The organism is Rhodovulum sulfidophilum DSM 1374, from assembly GCF_001633165.1.
Classification (GTDB): domain Bacteria; phylum Pseudomonadota; class Alphaproteobacteria; order Rhodobacterales; family Rhodobacteraceae; genus Rhodovulum; species Rhodovulum sulfidophilum.
Map to the genome: position 1 here is coordinate 744,607 of NZ_CP015418.1, position 17,298 is coordinate 761,904.

Consider the following 17,298-nt stretch of genomic DNA (forward strand, 5'->3'; position numbering starts at 1 on the left):
GTGACCGGGCAGCTGCCCTCCTCGGTACTTTTCTGTTGCGACCACAATTCCGTCCGCTCGCCGATGGCCGAGGGGCTGATGAAGAAATTCTATGGCCAGCGCGCCTATGTGCAGTCGGTCGGCGTCCATAACGACCGCGAGATCGACGGCTTCACCGTCAGCGTCTGCGACGAGATGGGGGTGAAGCTCGACCGCCACCGGGTGCGCTCCTTCGACGAGATGGAAGACTGGGGCGACGATCTGTCGGGCTTCGATCTGATCATCGCGCTCAGCCCCGCCAGCCTGCGCCGGGCGCAGGAGCTGACGCGCTATTACCATCTCGAGGTCGAATACTGGCCGGTGCTCGACCCGACCGGGCTGGGCGAGAGCCGGCCCGACAAGCTTGCGGCCTATCGCCAGACCCGCGACCAGATCGTGGACCGGCTGACCGGCCGTTTCGGCCCGCCGCGCAGAGGAGACGCGCCATGACCCGTGACGTGACCCGCGACACCATCGCCCGCTATTTCGTCGCCTTCAATGCGGGCGATACCGAGGCCATGCTGGCCGAACTGACCGAGGATGTCGAACATCATGTGAACGAAGGCCGGATCCGGCGCGGCAAGGCGCTGTTCGCCGAGTTCTGCGCCCACATGTCGCGCTGTTACCGCGAGACCCTGACCGATCTGGTGATTTTCACCGGCGACGAGGGCGACCGCGCCGCCGCCGAATTCGTCGTGAACGGCACCTATCTGGAAATCGATGCGGGCCTGCCCGAGGCCCGGGGCCAGAGCTACCGGCTGCCCGCCGGGTCCTTCTTCACCCTGCGGCAGGGCCGCATCGCCCGGATCACCACCTATTACAACCTCGCCGACTGGCTGGGGCAGGTGCGATGAGCCCCGAGATGAGCCCCGGGATGAGCCTCGGGATCCGGACCCTGACCGGCGCCGGGATCGAGGCCGCGCTGGACGATCTCGCCCGGCTCCGGATCGCGGTCTTCCGCGACTGGCCCTATCTCTATGACGGCGATCGCGACTACGAACGGCGCTACATGGCCAGCTATCGCGACAATCCGCGCGCGATCCTTGTCGGGGCCTTTGCCGGGGAACAGCTGGTCGGTGCAGCCACCGGCACGCCGATGGAGGATCATGCCGAGGGCTTTGCCGGTGCCTTCGCGGACAGCGGGCTTGATCTGTCCGACATCTTCTACTGTGCCGAAAGCGTGCTGTTGCCGGATTGGCGCGGCCAGGGCGCGGGCCATGCCTTCTTCGAGGCGCGCGAGGCACAGGGTCGCAGGCTCGGCCGCCGCTACAGCGCCTTCTGTTCCGTGATCCGCCCCGAAGACCATCCGCGCCGCCCCGAAGGGTACCGGCCGCTTGACGGGTTCTGGCGCAAGCGCGGCTATGCGCCCCTGCCCGGCGTCGTTGCCGAATTCGACTGGAAGGATATCGACGACGAGGCCCCGACCCGCCACCGGCTGCAATTCTGGATCCGGGAGCTATGACGGCGGGCGCCATCAAGATCGCCGCCGCCGCCTATCCCATCGACCGGCTCGACAGCTGGGCGGGATATGAGGACAAGCTGACCGCCTGGGTCGCCGAGGCCGCCGGGGCAGGCGCCGATCTGCTGGTCTTTCCCGAATATGGCGCGATGGAACTGGCCATGCTCGACGGCGCGGCCGCAGCGGCCGATCTCGAGGCCTCGCTGGTCGCGGTCTCGGCCCGGTGTGAGCAGGCCTCGGCCCTTCACGCCCGGCTGGCAAGCGAACATGGCGTCCATATCCTCGGCGCCAGCGCCCCGGTCTGGCAGGGCACGCGCCCGGTGAACCGGGCCCGGCTGTTCGGGCCGCGGGGCGAGGCCGGGCATCAGGACAAGCAGATCATGACCCGCTTCGAGCGCGAGGACTGGAACGTCCATCCGGGCGGGCCGCTGGCGCTGTTCGATACCGCGCTGGGGCGGATCGGCGTGCTGATCTGCTATGACTGCGAATTCCCGCTGCTGGCCCGTGCGCTGGTCGAGGCCGGGGCCGAGATCCTGCTTGTGCCCTCCTGCACCGACACGCTGGCGGGTTACTGGCGGGTCAGGATCGGTGCCATGGCCCGCGCGCTGGAAGGACAATGCGTCGTGGTCCAGTCGCCGATCCTGGGCGAGGCGCCCTGGTGCCCGGCGGTCGACGTCAATATCGGTGCCGCCGCCATCTATGGCCCGCCCGATACCGGCTTTCCCCCGACCGGCATTCTGGCCGAAGGCGCGCTGAATGCGCCGGGCTGGGTCTATGCCGAAATCGACCGCGCGGAGATCGCCCGGGTCCGTACCGCCGGGCAGGTCCTGAACCGCGCCCACTGGCCTGAACAGAGCCTTTTCAGCGACACGGTGGTCCGGGTTCCGTTTCACGCATTTACGACTTGAATTATTGCCTGATCGGGCGCATGTACATGCGCGCCCGGAACCCTTCCGGGCTTGCCCCTTTTTGGAGTGACCATGGCCAAGGAAGAAATGCTCGAATTTCCCGGCGTCGTGAAGGAACTCCTGCCGAATGCGACGTTTCGGGTCGAGCTGGAAAACGGCCATGAGATTATCGCGCATACGGCGGGAAAGATGCGCAAGAACCGCATCCGTGTTCTGGCCGGCGACCGGGTTCAAGTCGAAATGACCCCTTACGATCTGACCAAGGGTCGGATCAATTACCGCTTCAAGTAAGCCTTGAGGCTGATCCTAGGCTCTCAGAGCCCGCGCCGGAAACAGCTTCTGGCGCAGATCGGGGTGGTCCCCGATGACGTGCGTCCCGCCGATATCGACGAAACGCCCCATCGGGGTGAGCTTCCCCGTCCCTATTGCATCCGGCTGGCGGCCGAGAAGGCCCGCGCGGTTGCCGCCGCCAGTGACGAACTGGTGCTGTCCGCCGATACCACCGTGGCGCTGGGACGGCGCATTCTCGGGAAGCCCGCAGATGCGGGCGAGGCGGCGGCCTTCCTCTATGCGATGTCGGGCCGGCGGCACCGGGTGGTGACCGCCGTCGCGCTGCGTCTGGGCGACCGGATCTGGGAGCGCGACGTCGTGACCCAGGTCCGCATGAAGCAGCTGACCGATGCCGAGATCAACGCCTATCTCGCCTCGGGCGAGTGGCAGGGCAAGGCGGGCGGCTACGGCATTCAGGGCCGTGCCGGGGCCTTCGTGCCCTGGATCGGCGGGTCGTTCACGGCTGTTGTCGGCCTGCCTTTGGCCGAAACCGCGACGCTTCTGCGCGCCGCGGGCTATCCTCTGGACGCGGAGCGCATATGAACGGACGCAGCATCCTGCTTGACGAGATCGGCGGCCGGAAGGCCGCGGCCCTGCTCGAGGACGGCCGGCTTGCCGATCTGCTGATCGATCCGCCGGACGAGCGCCCGATGCCGGGCGCGATCCTCCGCGGCGTCGTCGACCGCCAGATGAAGGGCCAGGGCGGGGTCTTCCTGCGCCTGCCCGACGGCGCCCGCGCCTTCCTGAAACAGGCCCGCGGTCTGCGCCCGGGCCAGGGCCTGCTGGTGCAGGTCACCGGCTATGCCGAAGAAAGCAAGGCGGTGCCGGTCACGCCGCGTTTCCTGTTCAAGAGCCGCTACGCGATCCTCACCCCCGAGGCGCCCGGGCTGAACGTCTCGCGCGCGATCCGCGACGAGGACGCCCGCGACCGGCTGCTGGAGCTTTTGCATGACGGCATGGCGGGCGCACCCGACGGGCTTGGCGCGATCCTGCGCTCGGCCGCCGAGCTCGCCGATCCCGAGGCTGTCGCCGAGGACATCGCCGCGCAGCTGGCGCTGGCCACCGCGATCCTTGCCGAACCCGCCGATGGTGCGCCCGAGCTTTTCCTCGACGGACCCGATGCCCATACGCTGGCCTGGCGCGACTGGCCCGGCCCGGATGAGCTGGACGACAGCGCCGGATGTTTCGCCACCCGCGGGGTTCTCGAGGCGATTGACGCGCTTTCCGGTCCCGAAACCTTGCCGGGCGGGGGCAGCGTCCATGTCGAGCCCACCCGTGCGCTGACAGCGGTCGATGTGAATACCGGTTCCGACAGTTCGCCCGCGGCCGGGCTCAAGGCCAATATCGCCGCCGCCCGCGCTCTGCCGCGCCTGCTGCGTCTGCGCGGCCTTGCAGGCCAGGTCGTGGTCGATTTCGCGCCGATGCCCAAGAAGGACCGGGTGGCGCTGGAACAGGTTATGAAGGCCGCCTTCCGCGCCGATGCGGTCGAGACGACCTTTGTCGGCTGGACCCCGCTCGGCCATGCCGAACTGACCCGCAAGCGCGAACGCCTGCCTCTGACCGAGACGCTGCCGAGATGACCTGTCCCGTCTGCAAGAAGCCCACCGACCCGGCCTACCGCCCGTTCTGCTCGCGCCGCTGTGCCGATGTCGATCTGGGCCGCTGGCTGACCGGTGGCTATGCCCTTCCCGGCGATCCCGCCGAACCGACCGAGCCCGATGACGAGCCCCCGCCATCCCCGTCATGGCGGCATTGAGCCCGGTCGGTCGGAGGTTGCGAAAAAATACCCCGAAATCGTTTCGGACCCTCTGGACAGCCCCCCGGCTGTCGCCTAAACACCTGCCACCCGAAGCCGCGCGCTTCACCCATGCCCGGGTAGCTCAGGGGTAGAGCAGTGGATTGAAAATCCTCGTGTCGGTGGTTCGATTCCGCCCCCGGGCACCATTCCAAAACGCACACACGCGCATAGTTGCGCAAAACCCCGCAAACAAAGGGCCGCGACGGTCCCCACGCCATACCCATACTTGCCCATGCGCGCCGGTTTCGCGCATCTTGCTCCCCACGGACTACGCATGTGGGGAATGGCGGTGGCGAGTATAACCCGGTACAAGGCTGGCTGGCGCGCGCAGGTCGCGCGCGACGGGATTCGGCGATCCAAGGTATTCGAGATCAAGCGCGAGGCACAGGACTGGGCCGCCCGGCAAGAATATCTGATCAAGAACGCAGAGAAAGAGGCAAGCGCGCAGCCCTTCGGCGACGTTTTGATCCGGTATGCGCGAGAGGTCAGCCCGACCAAGCGCGGCGAACGCTGGGAGGTGCTGCGCCTGAAGAGCATCGCGGCGGATCGGCTAGGCCAGGTCCGCCTGCGGGACCTGACAGCGACCAGCCTTGCCGACTGGCGGGACCGGCGTCTGCGCGAGGTCGCCCCCTCCTCTGTGCGGCGGGAAATGAACCTGCTCGGCGCAGTTCTGACACGGGCGCGTAAAGAGTGGGGATTGCTATCCGCGAACCCCATCGAGGACGTGCGCAAACCGGCCGAGCCGCCGCCGCGCGATAGGCTGCCGACGCAGGATGAAATCGACCGGCTGGCCCATGTGGCTGGCGACGACCTGTCCACGGCCCAGGGGCGAACCTTCCATGCGTTCCGGTTCGCGTGCGAGACAGCCATGAGGGCCGGAGAGATCGCCAGCCTCGAATGGGACCGGATCGACCTCAAGGCGCGTGTGGCGCGCCTGCCGATGACGAAGAACGGGCATGCGCGGGACGTGCCGCTTTCTTCTGAGGCCGTCGCGCTGCTTGAGGCGCTGCCCAAGATGTCACCGGTGTTCGGACTGACGCCCCGACAAATCGACGCGCTTTGGCGCAAGGTCAGGGGCAAGGCCGCGGTCGAGGGGCTGAGGTTCCACGACAGCCGTGCGTTCGCCCTCACGCGATTATCGGCGAAAGTCGACGCGCTGACGCTCGCCAAGATCTCTGGGCACCGCGATTTGTCCATCTTGCTCAATGCCTATTACCGTGAGACGGCGGCCGATATTGCGAAGAAGCTGGGCTAGTCCAGGCGGACGCGCCGGGCCTTGCCGACGCCACGGGCTTCCACGCGTCCGTCCGAGATCCAGCGGCGCACCGTGCTGTCCGTGACGCGGTAGTGCCGGGCCGCCTCGCTGACTGTGCCCCATTCGCGTTTCGGCGGCTCGGGCCGTTTCAGGGCTTCGCGCAGCATTTCCTCGATGCGGTCGAGGCGGCTCTGGTCAATGACGATCAGTTGCGGTTCAGCCATCGTCCTGGCCCTCCACACGCTCGATGTGAACGATCCGGCCGGTCCTGTCCGTGAACCAGCGAATGCGTGGCCCGCCGCGGACTGTTGCCTCGCTTACCAGCGGATCAGTGTCGGTTAACGCCCGGATAATTCGCCCGCCACACTCCCATCCGATGCGGGCGAGGACTGCAAAACCAAAAGCGCCTGCGATTGCCCAAAGCGTCCGAAACACGTCAGGCATCGGCCTTTCCCTCCTTCATGGCGCAATCGACCAGCTCGGCGACGGCTTCGCGGAACGCCTTGTCCGCGGGATCTTCGACCGGCTTCGGAAAGGCGTCCGAGGCCCGGCAGATACCGCCGCCGCATCCCAGGCTGTCAGTCACCAGCTCGCCACAGGCGGGGCAGATCCGGGGCTCGGCTGGCGGTTGCCCGGCCTCCGGATCGCCCAGCAGAAGCCGCTCCGCGCGGCGTGGATCGTCGGCCAGGCGCAGCCGCCAGCAGAGCTTGACGGCGGCCATCACGCCCGCGCGATAGCGCAGATCCTCGCCGAGCTCGGCCTCGATCCGGTCGAGCCCCCAGCGCAGCGCGCGCTTGATGTCCGGTGCCCAGCTGCCGCCCAGAAGCGCGCTGCGGATCAGGTCGCGGCCGAAGAGCCGGATCACGTCCTTGCCGTCATCGCGGACGATCAGCCGGGCCTCGGCCGGGGTCGCTTCAGCCTCGAACCGGCCGAAGCTGCGGGTGAGGGTCTCAGACGGCATCATGGGCCTCCTCTGCTTGCCGGGGCGCGGCCAGGTGGGGACAATTGGCGGCGATGATCGCGGCCGCGACGGGCGGGCAGACCGAGTTGCCGCAGCAGCTGATCTGCACATCCTTGGAAAACGGGCGGAAGGTGGGCTCGTCACTGTCGAGCCCCTCCCAGGTGCCCTCGATCACGTAGTCGGGCGGGAAGCCTTGCGCGTTGAACAGCTCGCGCGGGCTCAGCATCCGCATGCCGATATCGATCACGACGAAGCTCTGCCCGTCGATCTCGAGCGTGACGAATTCGCCGCCGTCCCAGGCACCATGGGCGCGCAGGAACTCGGCTACCTCGCGCGCCCTCGCCTCGTGTTCCCGGGCGAAGGGTGGCGCGGCCAGATCGGCCTGCATGTGCCCCAAGCGGTCCTTGACCGTCACCGTGTGGCAGGGCGCGTCCATCCGGGCGCCGTCGCCGGTGCCGTAGTATTTCGCGAACCAGGCCGCGACCGGCGTCTGGTGGCTGCCGCTGGCGGCCACCGTCGACAGGGGCGCGCGCGGGTCATGCCCGGCATGGGCGGCCATGCGCGGCCCGCCGTTCTGCTGCGCGAGGAAGGCCGCCACCGGGTATTGCTTCACGCCGCCCGCGACCACGGTGTTCAGCGGCGCGCCGATGTCGAGCGCGCGCGGCGCCTGAAGACAGAGGCCTATCTCGACATCGTGGGCGTGCCGACCGTCTGTTTCGGCGAAACCCGCGGCGTGGAGATCGGCGACAGCTACACGCCCGCCGAGTGCCGGGCGATGTTCGCCGGGCGGCTCGCGGAGGTCGAGGCCGGGCTCGACCGGCTGATCGCGGATCCCCTCGAGGACCGGATCCCGGACCGGAGCTATGTGGGCATTCTGGACTGGGCCTATAATGTGGGCCTTGGGGCGGCGGCGCGCTCGACCCTGATCCGGAAGCTCAATGCGGGCGATCTGCGCGGCGCCTGCAATGAGCTCCCGCGCTGGCGTTTTGCGGGCGGCAAGGGCATTCGCGGCCTCCTGATCCGCCGCAACAAGGCCCGCCAGCTCTGCCATGAGGGGCTCGACGGGATCCCGGCCGAGGTGCCGTTCCGCTGGGGCGGCGCATGAGGGTGCTCCTCGCGGCGCTGCTGCTGGCCGGATGCGGCGGGCTGCCGGTCCCGCTCGGCCCCAACGTCGCCGCGAATGTCCAGGCCGGGGCCGAGAACGTCCAGGGGCAGAAGGTCGAGAACGCGCCTTCCATCCTTCGGCCCCGCGCCCGCGAGATCCGCCAGGAGCAATCCGAGAACCGCCTCCGCGCCGACCGCGTCGAGACCGTCATCGTCAATGTCATCCCGCCCTGGATCGTCCTGGTCGCGCTGATCGGATGGATCGCCCCCTCGCCGGGCGAGATCGGGCGGCGGATCGCGGAAGCGATCACGCGCCGCCGGACCTGAGAGCTTCGCCAGGGCGGACATTCACCCCACCTCGGAACCGTTTCAGCAGGATCCTGGAAGTTTGGGCGGACTACTGACGTTCGTGCTCGACGCCGCGGATTGCGCGGTTTCCCTGTAGCAGCCGTTCAGCAGCTCGCCGCGCCGTCTGGAAGGGATTGATCGCTCGGGGCGGAAAGCGTGACTGTCCGCTCCGTCACCGATGAACACATCGCCCGAACCTGGGCCGCTTTGCCTCCGCAGTTGATCGCATCGCCGATGCGCCCAGCAGGCTTGCCGTTGATGAATATCGTGCCCGAGCCAATTCACCGCGCGCGCCCGTGCGGCGGTTGCGGGCAGACACCTCAGGTATGCGGCCCATAAGCATCACCCTGCCGTACCGCGCCGATGCCGTTGACGAAGACATCGCTCGAGGCCCCGGTGGCCGGGCTCGGCTGAAAGTGGCAACCGTGGCCGGAGCCGATGTCACCAAGGCGGGTCGCTGCTGGCATAGCGTTTCCTTGACTTCTCGGGTCAGTCCTGTCCGGCTCCATCTGGCCCGGACGCGTCGCGATTACGGCCGATTTTCTTGCGGTAATCGAAGGCAAACTGGGTGAGGTAGAGACCGAGCAGAGTGAAGCCGAGCAGGGCAATGCCATTGAGATAGTCGTGGTCCCACAGCGCAAAGGCCCCGAACACGAGGGTGACCGGGAGCACGACCCCGGCGACCACCGACAGGATCGCAAGAAATACGAAGTAACCGCCCTTGCTGATGAACCGCATCATCGGCTCATTCCTCCACCTTGTCGGTAAAGCCTGCCGGATCCTCCAGCGCATCGAATACCCAGTTGATCGCCTTCTGCACGAGACGTAACTCGGTATCCTCAAGCTGGATCGCCTCGGGATGGTCGCGCAGGTAATTTCGGATCTCAAAATAGCTGTCGATGCCGATCTCGCGGGCGAGATGGAATATGCGTTCCTCGCCCGAGATGATTGCCGCGAGGAATGGGTAGGGGCCGGTATCCATCACCGACAGCTTGGCCTCGTACATTCTCATACTCATGCGGTAGACCGCTCCCAATGTCGCCAACGCGAAGGTGGCTGCCCCGCGGGCGAGAGCATAGCCTTTCACCCGCCCGCCAAGCGAGAATATCCACGGGGTCACCGTCATGCCGGTTGCAATGCGCGTGCCGCTCGCCAGCAGCATCCGGCCGCGCAGGTCGGTCTGCTGGTAGACCAGCAGCATCTGCAATTCTAGCCGCAACTGTCTCCAATCACGGCGCAGCATTCCGAAAGCCTCGACTGGCAGGCTCATCACCGCGCGCGCGTTGCGGGAGCCTTGCGGTGCAATCCCGTCGAAGGTGCCGCCGAGGGTGGCGAGCAGGAACGCTCCGGTGGTCACGTCGGTGGGCTGGTGCCAGATCGACGAGGCAATTGTGCCGGCATATTCTTGCGCCTGCCGTACCAAAGGCGCCGGCCTTGCGCGCGCAGCGGAGAGCACGAAATCCGTTCCATCGATAGTAATCGTAATCTGTCCCCCGAGGTCGTTCTCGTAGGTTACGGTCACGTCGCTTACGGGTGCATGGTCCTGCGCCATCGCCGCCCTCCTAGTTCAGATCGATACGCGCAGCCGAGAGACGGATCTCATTTCCGGCCCGGATGTCGACCTTGTCGTCGGCATGAATCTCGATATTTGTGCCGCGTAGCCGGGCGCAACCGTCCTTCGAGATGGTGAGCGATACCCCTGCCACTTCGATCTTGATGAAGTCGGCGGCGGCGCCCACGAGGCTGCGGGTGGCGGTGAGATCAAGGTTGCGCCCCGCGTTCACGTCGAAGTCGCGGGCTGCCTCCAGCCGCAAGGTCTGATCGGATTCTATATGAGTGCTGTCCTTGGCGCGCAGGGTGAAGGTCGACTGCGTGGTCTGGGTGATCGTGCCTTTCACGTTCAGCCGGTAGTCGCCCGTTTCGCCCAGATCGAAGCCCTTGGAATCGTATCCGAAAATGGATTTTTGCAAGCCATCGTCGCCGAGATTGTGATAACCGAAGCTGCCACCGAAGTCGCGTTCGAAACCAACGTCGATGTTGTAGTCCTTGCCGACCCTGAGGGTATGCGCGTTGCCGATCATCTCCCACTTGTCCTTGTCGATGTTTTCTACGCTGAGGCCGCCGATATTGGACACCGCGTTGTCGCGCACCCGGAGGCTCAGGTCTTTCTCGGCCCTGAGGTAGACCTCCTCGCGGCCGTTCTCGTCTTCAAAGCGCAGTTCGTTGAAACCGGTGCCTTGGTGGGTATCTGTCTTGAGTGTCGCGCGCGTTTTATTCTCGGGCAAGTCGTAGGGAACCTTATTTCGCCCGTTATAGACGCAGCCCGTGACCAGCGGCTTGTCCGGGTCGCCGTCGAGGAACTCGACCACCACCTCCATGCCGATCCGCGGGATCACCATCCCGCCCCAGCCCGCGCCGGCCCAGCTTTGCGACACCCGGCAGCGCATAGACCAGGCCTCGTCGAGATCCCAGTGGAACCGCACCAGAATCCGGCCGTATTCGTCGCAGTCGATCTCGCCCTCGCCGACTACCGTCGCGGTCTGCGGCCCCCTCACATCGGCGCGCGCGGTCTTCTGTTCGGGCAGAAGCGGCGCCTCGACCGGCATCAGGACGTATTGCCCGTCATAGGCGCGGCCGTCGCCATCGTCCGACCCGCCTGACCCATAGTTGTCGGCGGTGTAGGAGTGCCGCGCGCTCAGGCACATGTACTCGCCACCGGTCCCGGGCACCGGATCGCCCGAAAGCGTCACCCGGAGACCCGCGCCGAGCGCCGCGATATCGCCCTCGGCCTCAAAGCGCCGGTCCTGGCCGCGTTCGCCTGCGGCGCGCAGCTCGGCCACCACCCGGCCGCGGCCCTGGTCGAGGTAATCGCCCGGCCAGTCGAAGCTCTCGATCTGGCCCTGTTCGTAGGCGGCATCGCCCAGGTGGTCGGTCTCCATCGCCGCCACCGGGGTCTTGAAATTGTAGTCCGTCAGCCGGATGGCGCCGGTCGTGATCCGTCGCGCGGGCCGCCAGGCGCGGAAATGCGAGACCTCCTCCTGATGGTGGCCCTCGGCGGGCCGGAACGGCCGCGCGCCGATGCTGTCATGGGCCTCGACCTGGTCGGTCAGCACCATCTCATGACCGCCATCCGCGTGGCGGAAGTGATAGGAAATCCCGTGCCGCTCCATCATCCGGCAGGCGAAGGCCAGATCGCTCTCGCGGTATTGCACGGTGTATTCGAGCTCGGGGTAATCGTTCGCGAGTTCCACCGTCAGCGCGCCCGCATCCGCATAGGCCGAGAGCAGCTCGGTCAGGATCTCGACCACGGTCTTGTTGTGGAAGATCCGCTGGTTACGCCTCAAGCTCGCGAGGAAAGCCCAGGGCCGGAGCCGCAGCCGGTAGCGATGGCCATTGTCGCCCGAGCCCAGCCAGCGCGCCTCGGTGACGATGCCGTCGAAGGGGCGTTCGCCTTCCTTCGTGGTGAGGGTGACAGTGGCATGCGTCCCGATCAGCCGGTCGAAATCGACATCGGCCGTGGCAGCGAGGCAATCGGCCGAATAGTCGAACAGCGCGTTCAGGTGATCCGTGCCTTCGAACCGGCGCAACACCAGGACGTCCTGCCCCAGCACCGTGGAAATCCGGCCCATGCGGGCGTCCTGACGGAAGAAGCCACTCATGAAATACCCTCTCGAATTCCCGCCAAGGTAGTGAGGCTGCCCTCGATCTGGCAACCCCAGGCTGCTCTCGGCGTACGTGGACGCAAGGTCGTTGGCAGAATTATGCCGGTATCCTTGACGCCACTACGCAGAAGCGGCGGAGAGACGACCTTCGCTGTGCCCTCAACGAACGGCAGCGATGCGCAGATTGCAGGCATCACTTGCTGAGGAACAATGCCCGTTCCGATCGACGCACCCGGCCCTAAGCCGACCTACATCGAGATAGCATCCGCGGCACCGCGGCTACCCCGATGCCGCCGTTCGCATCAGCGGGCAGCATCGCTCGGGTTCTCGAGCTCGGATCCGCGGACATTCCAACCGGTCGTCGTGGACGCACGGTCTTCGCATCACCTGCAAGCCTTTGCAGATGTAGCCATACGCTCTTTCGCTCGACTAACATGGGTGGCGTTGACCGGCATAGGCGCGGTGTCAGGCCGCAAACGCGAGTTTCTGGTGTTCAATTGACCTCGGTTGGATGTATGTAGAGAGCAAGGCGAAAAAAGGCTCTTGACGATGTTGGCTCCGGTAATATCGATTCTGAACATGAAAGGTGGTGTCGGCAAGACTACCACGTCTGCTCATGTGATGCGCGTTCTATATCAACGACTACAGAAGAAGGTTCTTCTGGTAGATTTAGACGCTCAATACAACCTCACACAATCGGTAATTACGCAGTCGAAGTATGATGAGGTGATTGAAGAGGGCAATACGGTTATGTCGTGCTTCGAGCCGCTGCCGTCGCAAGATTTCTTCAAGGTAAAGAAGTCAGATCAGCCGCCACCTAAGGCCGCAGATGTTGCTACTGTGCTGAGGGGAATTGGGAAAGGGAAAAAGGCACGGATCGATCTGCTGGCTGGGTCATTCGAGCTGGTAAAATACTCGATGATTGACAGCGCCAGCCAGCTGAAGAGTGCAGGAAGCTACTTCAAGCGGTTCATTTCCCAAGCTCGAAAGGACTACGACCTAATTGTCCTCGATTGCAACCCGAGCAGCTCGTTCGTAACGAAGTGCGCACTTGAGAACTCCACAAGCGTTCTATCTCCGGTGAAGTTGGACAAATTTTCGGTTCTCGGTGTTGGCTTGGTGGACCAACTATTTGACCATCTTGGATTGTCGCCAGATCATATGATCCTGATAAATGGGGTGCAGCGTCACGACCCAGCATCCCCGGTAGAAGTAGAGCTAAGAGCACATGAGAAATTTGGCCCCAAGGTCCTCGTAAATCGCCTGGTTCAAAGTAAACACCTTACGGCTGACCCGAGCTACACAGGTTTTGCTACTGATCGAGGGGGGCCCTATTCGGGAGTTCTAAAGACGGAAATTGGAAAGATTGTATCGGAGATCTCAAACCGAGTTTGGGGTAATTAGAATGGCACAAAAGGGTGTTGGCAGAGCACTTTCTGCAATTGCGATGGCCCGCCTCAGCGAAAGAGACATCAGATCACTTCATGATCTGGTAAGCGATACCGATCCAACTACATTTATAGACATAATCCGGGATATCGAGGATGAGGTAGAGAATTCCATATCGTTGATATTGGAGAGCTCCCGTGAGCGATCAAGTTATGATGTCAATTCCGAAGGTCTTTATAGAGAACTTGATCGAATCAGGAAGGGAGAGCTTCGGCTGACTGTCCAGCAGTTTGTGGATGCACTCACGGAAAGTATTTCCCAGAACGGCGCGCGAGAACCTTCGCAGGTTCCGAGCTTTGATTCCCGGAGAGGTCTTCAAGTCTGGCTGAAAAGAATGTCAGAGCGCTTTTCTGAATCTGAGATCTACCATGCAGCAATGAAGATCAGGCATGAGCGTTACGAGGGAAAAGGCTCTGATTGGAAGCTACGGTGACTCAACAACAGTATGAAGCTTTTGCTGAAACGGTTTCGGGCCAAGTCAGCACGAATGCTCCTCTGGCCGACGAATGCAAACGTCATATGACTTTGTCCCTAACTTGGGCTGCATTGCATCTTGAAGACAGCGATAACAGGCACTGCGATCTGTTGTTGAAAGGGGCATATGGCACGGCTGTAGAAGCAGTGTCTCTTTTGGCGATTGGCCTGGTTCGACCGGCCATCCTCTCTCTTCGCGCGCACTACGAATTAAGCCTACAGTTTCTCTATTATAAAGATCATCCCGTGGAGTGGCGCGGAGTGAAGAGTTTCAGGAATCAACCGAATCTCCCTGGAGTGAACAAGAAATACCTTAAAGACTTCTATCCTGAGTTCGAGAATCGTTTCAAGACACTAACGTCGCACAAAAGTCGCCGGAATGAAGATTGCTACGTCATTCTCTCGGGCGTTGCCCACGGGACTGCACTTCACTCGATAACATCCGCTACCGTCCCCGAGGAATTGGTCGAAGATATAGATACCGTTGGGTCGGCCGTGGAAGTCTTCCATGACACGGCTGAAAACATCAACGATATCAACATCAGCTGCTTCCAAGGAAACTGGATTTCCTTGCCTGAGGCAATCAAGACAGATTTAATATATAGATTTAAGGATAAGCAACCAGCAGTAGAGCTTGACCTATGAAACTGCGTTTAGTTGGGCTTGAGGTGACGAAGGTTAGTTTACTTTTTGATTACTCCTTTGGTGAAATTGCGCATTAAGGGCGCCCGTTGAGAATGGCCGCTGTCCGCTCTTTGTCCATCAAGCGGGTCCGGCCCGGGTTCCCGGCTGGATGTCCGCTTCCTGGAGACGGCCGGGGTGCCTACGCGCCTGCAACGAACGACCGCTTTCCGCCCGTACCAAGGGTCGCCAGGTAAGACGGAAGGGTGAAGCCGTCGTCCACTTCGGGCTGGTCGTATGGTTAGCCTCATGACTTTCACAGGGGGCGTTGAGGCTCGTGGCGGTTGAAACCCGACACCACCAGAATGTTGAGGCCACGCCAGAATGGGTCTGGCGCGGCTAGTCTGTTATCTCACCAAGCGCAGCGAGGGGGCCTCTGGGCGCGATGGCATGTGCCCTGCCAAATCGAAAATTAGCGTTTCGACCTCTTCCCAAGGGAGGTTCAGTTTCTGCGCAATTTCAGACCGAGTGATCCCATTCTTCCAGAGCGCCGCCAAAACCTTTCGTAGAACCGTGGACGTCTCACGCTCCACACCTACAGGTTCGCCCTTCCTGTATCCTCGCTGCCCAAGTTCGATTATGATCGATCGGTAGTTCCAATCGCTCAGCATCCCTAGGCCGTGCAGCCGTGTCGCCAAAGCCATAGCGGACACCTTCCAGCGGTGCTTGGCCTTGATGATCTGCGAAACGCTGTAGACGTGTCCCAAAAGGCTCTTTACGTCAGCTTCCGGCATCAAGAAGGCAGACGCAAACTGGTCCGCCTGCTTTTCAGCATCATCTATCTGCGCCGACTGCCGCGCTGCGTGGAAGTGAAGAACAAGATGCCCCAGTTCGTGCGCGGAGTCGAAGTTCGAGCGCTCCGCCGTCTTGCGCTGGTTCAGGAACATGTAGGGGCGTTCCGCATGCCAGAATGAGTAGGCGTCAACGTTTGGTGTATTCTCCGACAAGGAAAGAACCCTGACACCCTTCGATTCGTAGAGTTTGAGTAGGCTCCCTATCGGGCGATCACCAAGCCCCCAATGTTGGCGCAAAAGACGTGCGGCGACCTCAGGCCGGTCACGTTCCTTGCTCAGGTCGATCAGGTCCGGTGCTGGCAGGTTGAAGTGTTGTTCGATCCAGTCATAGAAAGCGATCCCAATCGACCCCGCCGCCAAGGACGCGTTGCGCTCTGCGGCGCTCATCTTCTTGAGACTCCGGAATGAGACTGCTTTCGTTTCGAGGGTTTCCGGGGCTTCCATGAAAAAGAAGTCGACGGGGTAGTCTAACGCGTCCGCGAGTTTCTGCACCGTGGCTTCGTCGGGCTGGTGCCCGTTCTCTGCCTTAGACACAGTAACAGGAGTGAGGCCCGCAGCTTCTGCGAGTCCCTTCCCGGACAGCTTCCGCCTAAAGCGGGCCATCCTAAGTCTTTCTGCGCTGAACATCATGTCTTGTCTTTAATGCTTACCGGCACGTCAAAGTCGTCGAGGGGCTCGCTATCAGGTTCAATCCGGTCTTCCCAGTCTTCGTCTAGGCGATCCACAAAGATGCGTTCCCGGAAGTCCGAGTACCTCCGATTAGCAATGATGGGGCTGGACAGCTCGACGCTTCCGTCTTCACCCACCATTACAAAGTACGTCGTTACCTGATCGCCGTGGGGGTCTTTTACATCATCGCGGGGAACCCTGTCATGGTCGGTTTCGAGAGTCATTCCGTAGTAGTCAAAGAGGGGAAAGCTGCACATCTTTTCAGAGGCAGGACCTTTCACCGAACGCGGTATCGGCTTGAAAACAAGATCGCATGCCTTGTCGACGTTCTGGTAACCGATGCGGATTCCAAGTTCGCGATTGATCACTGCTTCGACGCCAAGGGTACGGTCTATCACCCATTCACCATCCAGCAACTGAGCACGTAGGGCTTCCACCCCACGGATGTAGGCCAGTGTGCCCGGAGCGTTCAGGGGCATGAGCGGGCTTGCATCGTCTGCGGCTGCACGGGCAGAGTCTCGAATGGTGAGAATTTGCATTGGTGTCAGACCAAAGTCGGCGAGACGCACTTCGGCGTCGTGTGGGTTGTCTGTGATCGCGGTGTTGAAAGCTGCCATGCCTGCATCGTTTAATATTTACCCTCACATTAGAGGGGGGAAATATTAAACGCAAGAGCAACCTTCCGGGTTATGCGCGCTGAGGCACATCGCAGCTGCAGTCGCACGGGCCGCCTGCTGCCGCGCCGCAACATATAAGAATCAGGAACTCGGCGCCGTCCTCGGTGCGGAGCCAGTGGCAGCGGTTGGGTGGGGGAAACAGACATGGTTGCGCCCCAACCGCGAATCCCTCATAAATACCCCGCAAATTTGAATATCCGTTACATAATATAGTCTTAGTTTTCCCTCTTGATGTACCACTTCGCTATTCGACATCGTTCGATTTTGCGCATCCGCTCTCAGGGAGCGCGTTGGCAGTGTCCTTGGTGAGAAAAGCGCACCACACCTCGTCAGCGAGGCGTGCAAGCAACTTAGCTTCCTCCGGGGCGATACCATAGATGCCTGCGTGCGCGTCGTTGTCCCCTTCAGGATGGTACACAGCTCGACCGTTGCTGCCCGCGTCGTCTATGGCCGCAAGTACATCGGTTGTATTTGCTAAGCAGAAGCACGCCTTTGGTCTGACATCCATGTTGCTGCTCCGGATTGCCTCAACGGAACACCGAAGCTGCTCGTCGTCCGAACCGACGAAGTACTCGCACCAAGTCACGGAGAGGTAGTCATCCACCGCACGCTCTTCGAAAGCCGAAGGATACGGGCCAAGGAAATTATCATCCTCGTCCTTGCGCATCCTGCCATATGGCACGTAGCGAACCACCCGGCTGGGGCCTGGAA

The 17,298-nt window shown here is 62.8% G+C and carries 25 protein-coding genes and 1 tRNA gene; 15 read left to right on the forward strand and 11 right to left on the reverse strand.

Translation table 11 applies throughout. The annotated features are described in order from the left end of the window. The 10 genes from A6W98_RS03705 (at nt 1) to A6W98_RS03750 (ending at nt 5,768) form a co-directional block, all read left to right on the forward strand. A complete protein-coding gene (locus A6W98_RS03705; protein WP_042458082.1) occupies nt 1-468 on the forward strand; it encodes an arsenate-mycothiol transferase ArsC in 468 nt (155 codons plus the stop codon). Further along, nucleotides 465-872: a ketosteroid isomerase-related protein gene (locus tag A6W98_RS03710; protein ID WP_042458086.1), complete on the forward strand. Its 408-nt coding sequence runs from the start codon at nt 465-467 to the stop codon at nt 870-872. Before A6W98_RS03705 ends, A6W98_RS03710 begins: the two co-directional genes overlap by 4 nt. Before the next feature lie 20 nt (nt 873-892). After that, complete coding sequence (locus A6W98_RS03715) at nt 893-1,480, forward strand: GNAT family N-acetyltransferase (protein ID WP_042458090.1); 588 nt, start codon at nt 893-895, stop codon at nt 1,478-1,480. A gap of 11 nt (nt 1,481-1,491) precedes the next feature. Next, a complete protein-coding gene (locus A6W98_RS03720; protein WP_042464491.1) occupies nt 1,492-2,385 on the forward strand; it encodes a carbon-nitrogen hydrolase family protein in 894 nt (297 codons plus the stop codon). A gap of 72 nt (nt 2,386-2,457) precedes the next feature. After that, complete coding sequence (infA, locus tag A6W98_RS03725) at nt 2,458-2,676, forward strand: translation initiation factor IF-1 (protein ID WP_037209844.1); 219 nt, start codon at nt 2,458-2,460, stop codon at nt 2,674-2,676. Between the two features lie 3 nt (nt 2,677-2,679). Then, complete coding sequence (locus tag A6W98_RS03730; RefSeq protein WP_042458095.1) at nt 2,680-3,258, forward strand: Maf family protein; 579 nt, start codon at nt 2,680-2,682, stop codon at nt 3,256-3,258. Next, a complete protein-coding gene (locus tag A6W98_RS03735) occupies nt 3,255-4,295 on the forward strand; it encodes a ribonuclease E/G (RefSeq protein WP_042458098.1) in 1,041 nt (346 codons plus the stop codon). Before A6W98_RS03730 ends, A6W98_RS03735 begins: the two co-directional genes overlap by 4 nt. Continuing rightward, nucleotides 4,292-4,471 (forward strand): DNA gyrase inhibitor YacG, encoded by a 180-nt coding sequence (locus tag A6W98_RS03740; protein ID WP_042458102.1) that lies wholly within the window; start codon nt 4,292-4,294, stop codon nt 4,469-4,471. Before A6W98_RS03735 ends, A6W98_RS03740 begins: the two co-directional genes overlap by 4 nt. Nucleotides 4,472-4,584: 113 nt before the next feature. Next, a tRNA-Phe gene (locus A6W98_RS03745) sits at nt 4,585-4,659 on the forward strand. A 128-nt stretch (nt 4,660-4,787) separates the two neighbouring features. Beyond that, nucleotides 4,788-5,768: a tyrosine-type recombinase/integrase gene (locus tag A6W98_RS03750; RefSeq protein ID WP_168161805.1), complete on the forward strand. Its 981-nt coding sequence runs from the start codon at nt 4,788-4,790 to the stop codon at nt 5,766-5,768. Here A6W98_RS03750 and A6W98_RS03755 read toward each other — a convergent pair. The 4 genes from A6W98_RS03755 to A6W98_RS21790 are packed head-to-tail and all read right to left on the reverse strand — an operon-like array spanning nt 5,765 to nt 7,288. Further along, nucleotides 5,765-5,992, reverse strand: a complete 228-nt coding sequence (locus A6W98_RS03755; RefSeq protein WP_042458105.1) for a helix-turn-helix domain-containing protein — start codon at nt 5,990-5,992, stop codon at nt 5,765-5,767. The two genes, A6W98_RS03750 and A6W98_RS03755, sit on opposite strands and share 4 nt — an antisense overlap. Continuing rightward, nucleotides 5,985-6,212: a hypothetical protein gene (locus tag A6W98_RS03760; protein ID WP_042458107.1), complete on the reverse strand. Its 228-nt coding sequence runs from the start codon at nt 6,210-6,212 to the stop codon at nt 5,985-5,987. The genes A6W98_RS03755 and A6W98_RS03760 overlap by 8 nt, the downstream gene beginning before the upstream one ends. Next, a complete protein-coding gene (locus A6W98_RS03765; RefSeq protein WP_042458110.1) occupies nt 6,205-6,729 on the reverse strand; it encodes a hypothetical protein in 525 nt (174 codons plus the stop codon). Before A6W98_RS03765 ends, A6W98_RS03760 begins: the two co-directional genes overlap by 8 nt. After that, nucleotides 6,719-7,288, reverse strand: a complete 570-nt coding sequence (locus A6W98_RS21790; protein WP_052677902.1) for a DNA cytosine methyltransferase — start codon at nt 7,286-7,288, stop codon at nt 6,719-6,721. Before A6W98_RS21790 ends, A6W98_RS03765 begins: the two co-directional genes overlap by 11 nt. Here A6W98_RS21790 and A6W98_RS21795 point away from each other — a divergent pair. Continuing rightward, nucleotides 7,268-7,834, forward strand: coding sequence for a lysozyme (locus A6W98_RS21795; protein WP_081251750.1), 567 nt, complete (start codon nt 7,268-7,270; stop codon nt 7,832-7,834). The genes A6W98_RS21790 and A6W98_RS21795 overlap by 21 nt on opposite strands. Continuing rightward, nucleotides 7,831-8,160, forward strand: coding sequence for a bacteriophage spanin2 family protein (locus A6W98_RS03780; protein ID WP_042458113.1), 330 nt, complete (start codon nt 7,831-7,833; stop codon nt 8,158-8,160). The genes A6W98_RS21795 and A6W98_RS03780 overlap by 4 nt, the downstream gene beginning before the upstream one ends. A gap of 125 nt (nt 8,161-8,285) precedes the next feature. Here A6W98_RS03780 and A6W98_RS22265 read toward each other — a convergent pair whose 3' ends face one another. From A6W98_RS22265 to tssI, 4 genes are all read right to left on the reverse strand, one after another. Further along, nucleotides 8,286-8,462, reverse strand: a complete 177-nt coding sequence (locus A6W98_RS22265; protein WP_414478770.1) for a PAAR domain-containing protein — start codon at nt 8,460-8,462, stop codon at nt 8,286-8,288. A gap of 208 nt (nt 8,463-8,670) precedes the next feature. Then, a complete protein-coding gene (locus A6W98_RS03785; RefSeq protein WP_042458116.1) occupies nt 8,671-8,922 on the reverse strand; it encodes a hypothetical protein in 252 nt (83 codons plus the stop codon). Between the two features lie 4 nt (nt 8,923-8,926). Beyond that, a complete protein-coding gene (locus A6W98_RS03790) occupies nt 8,927-9,733 on the reverse strand; it encodes a hypothetical protein (protein ID WP_042458119.1) in 807 nt (268 codons plus the stop codon). Between the two features lie 10 nt (nt 9,734-9,743). Beyond that, nucleotides 9,744-11,840 (reverse strand): type VI secretion system tip protein TssI/VgrG, encoded by a 2,097-nt coding sequence (gene tssI, locus A6W98_RS03795; protein ID WP_081251752.1) that lies wholly within the window; start codon nt 11,838-11,840, stop codon nt 9,744-9,746. A 552-nt stretch (nt 11,841-12,392) separates the two neighbouring features. Here tssI and A6W98_RS20115 point away from each other — a divergent pair. From A6W98_RS20115 to A6W98_RS20795, 3 genes are read left to right on the forward strand one after another with little or no spacing between them, the layout of a single operon-like run. Beyond that, complete coding sequence (locus A6W98_RS20115; protein WP_072071642.1) at nt 12,393-13,247, forward strand: ParA family protein; 855 nt, start codon at nt 12,393-12,395, stop codon at nt 13,245-13,247. A 1-nt stretch (nt 13,248) separates the two neighbouring features. Next, complete coding sequence (locus tag A6W98_RS20790; protein ID WP_155734708.1) at nt 13,249-13,725, forward strand: hypothetical protein; 477 nt, start codon at nt 13,249-13,251, stop codon at nt 13,723-13,725. Next, nucleotides 13,710-14,411, forward strand: coding sequence for a hypothetical protein (locus tag A6W98_RS20795; protein ID WP_155734709.1), 702 nt, complete (start codon nt 13,710-13,712; stop codon nt 14,409-14,411). Before A6W98_RS20790 ends, A6W98_RS20795 begins: the two co-directional genes overlap by 16 nt. 383 nt (nt 14,412-14,794) lie before the next feature. Here A6W98_RS20795 and A6W98_RS03800 read toward each other — a convergent pair whose 3' ends face one another. The 3 genes from A6W98_RS03800 to A6W98_RS03810 form a co-directional block, all read right to left on the reverse strand. Continuing rightward, on the reverse strand, nt 14,795-15,871 hold the full coding sequence (locus A6W98_RS03800; protein ID WP_247904415.1) for a helix-turn-helix domain-containing protein: 1,077 nt from the start codon (nt 15,869-15,871) through the stop codon (nt 14,795-14,797). Then, on the reverse strand, nt 15,868-16,527 hold the full coding sequence (locus tag A6W98_RS03805; RefSeq protein WP_042458122.1) for a hypothetical protein: 660 nt from the start codon (nt 16,525-16,527) through the stop codon (nt 15,868-15,870). The genes A6W98_RS03800 and A6W98_RS03805 overlap by 4 nt, the downstream gene beginning before the upstream one ends. Nucleotides 16,528-16,831: 304 nt before the next feature. Beyond that, entirely contained in the window at nt 16,832-17,191 is a 360-nt protein-coding gene (locus A6W98_RS03810; RefSeq protein ID WP_155734710.1) for a hypothetical protein, read from the reverse strand. Nucleotides 17,192-17,298 lie beyond the last annotated feature (107 nt).

Coding starts and splice junctions, on each gene's coding strand:
- A6W98_RS20115 (WP_072071642.1), top strand. CDS start 12,393: ATGTTGGCTCCGGTAATATCGATTCTGAACATGAAAGGTGGTGTCGGC.
- A6W98_RS03800 (WP_247904415.1), bottom strand. CDS start 15,871: ATGATGTTCAGCGCAGAAAGACTTAGGATGGCCCGCTTTAGGCGGAAG.
- tssI (WP_081251752.1), bottom strand. CDS start 11,840: ATGAGTGGCTTCTTCCGTCAGGACGCCCGCATGGGCCGGATTTCCACG.
- A6W98_RS03760 (WP_042458107.1), bottom strand. CDS start 6,212: ATGCCTGACGTGTTTCGGACGCTTTGGGCAATCGCAGGCGCTTTTGGT.
- A6W98_RS03765 (WP_042458110.1), bottom strand. CDS start 6,729: ATGCCGTCTGAGACCCTCACCCGCAGCTTCGGCCGGTTCGAGGCTGAA.
- A6W98_RS03785 (WP_042458116.1), bottom strand. CDS start 8,922: ATGATGCGGTTCATCAGCAAGGGCGGTTACTTCGTATTTCTTGCGATC.
- A6W98_RS03735 (WP_042458098.1), top strand. CDS start 3,255: ATGAACGGACGCAGCATCCTGCTTGACGAGATCGGCGGCCGGAAGGCC.
- A6W98_RS03715 (WP_042458090.1), top strand. CDS start 893: ATGAGCCTCGGGATCCGGACCCTGACCGGCGCCGGGATCGAGGCCGCG.
- A6W98_RS21795 (WP_081251750.1), top strand. CDS start 7,268: ATGCCCGGCATGGGCGGCCATGCGCGGCCCGCCGTTCTGCTGCGCGAG.
- A6W98_RS21790 (WP_052677902.1), bottom strand. CDS start 7,288: ATGGCCGCCCATGCCGGGCATGACCCGCGCGCGCCCCTGTCGACGGTG.
- A6W98_RS03750 (WP_168161805.1), top strand. CDS start 4,788: ATGTGGGGAATGGCGGTGGCGAGTATAACCCGGTACAAGGCTGGCTGG.
- A6W98_RS20790 (WP_155734708.1), top strand. CDS start 13,249: ATGGCACAAAAGGGTGTTGGCAGAGCACTTTCTGCAATTGCGATGGCC.
- A6W98_RS03755 (WP_042458105.1), bottom strand. CDS start 5,992: ATGGCTGAACCGCAACTGATCGTCATTGACCAGAGCCGCCTCGACCGC.
- A6W98_RS03790 (WP_042458119.1), bottom strand. CDS start 9,733: ATGGCGCAGGACCATGCACCCGTAAGCGACGTGACCGTAACCTACGAG.
- infA (WP_037209844.1), top strand. CDS start 2,458: ATGGCCAAGGAAGAAATGCTCGAATTTCCCGGCGTCGTGAAGGAACTC.
- A6W98_RS03710 (WP_042458086.1), top strand. CDS start 465: ATGACCCGTGACGTGACCCGCGACACCATCGCCCGCTATTTCGTCGCC.
- A6W98_RS03805 (WP_042458122.1), bottom strand. CDS start 16,527: ATGGCAGCTTTCAACACCGCGATCACAGACAACCCACACGACGCCGAA.
- A6W98_RS03780 (WP_042458113.1), top strand. CDS start 7,831: ATGAGGGTGCTCCTCGCGGCGCTGCTGCTGGCCGGATGCGGCGGGCTG.
- A6W98_RS03740 (WP_042458102.1), top strand. CDS start 4,292: ATGACCTGTCCCGTCTGCAAGAAGCCCACCGACCCGGCCTACCGCCCG.